This window comes from Synergistes jonesii, from assembly GCF_000712295.1.
Lineage (GTDB): Bacteria > Synergistota > Synergistia > Synergistales > Synergistaceae > Synergistes > Synergistes jonesii.
In genome coordinates, this window is sequence record NZ_JMKI01000043.1 from 1 (window position 1) to 1,857 (window position 1,857).

The 1,857-nt window shown below is 52.3% G+C and carries 2 protein-coding genes; one reads left to right on the forward strand and one right to left on the reverse strand.

The genetic code is table 11. The annotated features are described in order from the left end of the window. Positions 1-19: 19 nt before the first annotated feature. Positions 20-1,261 (forward strand): IS256 family transposase, encoded by a 1,242-nt coding sequence (locus EH55_RS10510; protein ID WP_037977631.1) that lies wholly within the window; start codon positions 20-22, stop codon positions 1,259-1,261. Between the two features lie 192 nt (positions 1,262-1,453). Here the strand turns inward: EH55_RS10510 and EH55_RS14470 are convergent. Further along, the coding region (locus EH55_RS14470) for a hypothetical protein (protein WP_037977637.1) at positions 1,454-1,857 on the reverse strand (404 nt) is incomplete at its 5' end.

Genomic DNA, 1,857 nt, shown 5'->3' on the forward strand with positions numbered 1-1,857 from the left:
CATCCAGGAGGATATTTTTATGGCAAGACAGAGAAAACTGACACCGGAAAGAAAAGCGCTTATTCAGAGTCTCCTTTCCCACTACAAACCGGAAGACGCCCAGGACGTACAGGCTATGCTGAGGGATCTTCTCGGAGATACGATCCAGCAGATGCTGGAAGCCGAGATGGATGACCATCTCGGTTACAGCAAATATGACTACAAGAACAAGCATACAGATGACAGCCGCAACGGCTACAGCCCTAAAACAGTCACCTCTTCGGCCGGAGATATCCCGATCGACGTCCCCAGAGACCGCAAGGGTGACTTCGAACCGCAGTCAGTCAAAAAGAACCAGACCGATATCTCAAATATAGAGGATCAGGTCCTGTCCATGTATGCAAAAGGCATGACGACCCGGGATATCTCGGCTCACCTGCAGTCTATCTACGGTGTGGATGCCTCTGCTGAAATGATTTCGCGAATGACGGATCGAATTCTGCCGATTGCCAAAGAATGGCAGAACCGGCCGCTGGCCAAAAAGTATGCAGTCGTCTTTATGGACGCCGTGCATTTCAATGTGAGGCAGGACGGCCGAACCGTCAAGAAAGCCGTTTATGTTGCTATTGGGACAAGACTGGACGGGCATCGTGAAGTCCTTGGCCTGTGGGTCGGCGGAAATGAGAGCGCCAAGTACTGGGTCGGTGTCCTTAACGAGATCCGTAATCGCGGCACCGAAGATATTTTCATTATCTCCGTCGACGGCCTGACAGGCTTTGCAGATGCGATAAGCGCCGTATATCCCAAGGCCGAAATCCAGCGCTGCATTGTCCATCAGATCCGTTACACGACAAAATTCGTCTCTTACAAGGACATTAAGGCTTTTATGAATGATTTGAAGGGTGTCTATCAGGCTCCTACACTGGAGCAGGCCGAGGAAGGGCTTGACAGACTTGAAGAGAAGTGGGGCTCGAAATACCCGTCTTCGGTAGCGAGCTGGCGGAACAACTGGCCTCAGTTATCCGCTTATTTCAAGTATCCCTATGAGCTGCGCCGGATGATCTATACGACAAACCAGATCGAGAACTACAACCGGCAGCTCAGGAAAGTGACAAAAACACGTACGATCTTCCCCTCAGACGACGCCCTTTTCAAGCTCCTTTATCTTGCGACGATGGACATCACTGAAAAGTGGACCGGCAGGGACAGGGACTGGAGTAAAATTCTGTCACAGCTGTGCATTTACTTTGAGGAACGCATAGAACCCGGAGATCTGGAATAGCCCTAAACGCCTATAAGAAAAGTCCGGGCTGCAGTCCATTGACAGCCCGGATAGCGTATGTCATTATGGTGATACTGAAGCAGTAACGGTAACCCTTTGATGTCTTACATCGATCCAGGGGCAAGGGGTTTACACAGAATAAGTTACACTACCTTGGCGGCAGTCTTTCGCGTTTCGCTTATGCCTCGGGGCCTACCTTATATCTTCGTACAGGTCGCTCCTCAGCGCGTACGCCATGACTTCGTTTCCGTAGAAGCGGAGCTCGTTGTCACCTATCGACCCGCCGAACTCTTTCAACGCATCAAGGCACGCCGCCGCCGGGCAGACATCTTCGCTCTTCGCTCGGTAGGCGGACAGCTTCGTCTTATAGTCGAAGGAGCTCAGCAGCTTCTCCAGCTCGCTTTTGCCCCAGCTGTCATCCTTCCAGTAATGCAGCTTGACGTACAGTTCGACGCGTTCCTTCATGTTTTTCGCAAAGGCGCGGCGGAGCAGCGCCCTGCTTTCGGCGTTTCCGGCCGCGTAAAGCTCCTCGAACTCCGCGGCCCTGCCTACGACCTCCTTGCTCGGCGTTTCAATGACCAGTGCGCTTTCTGTGA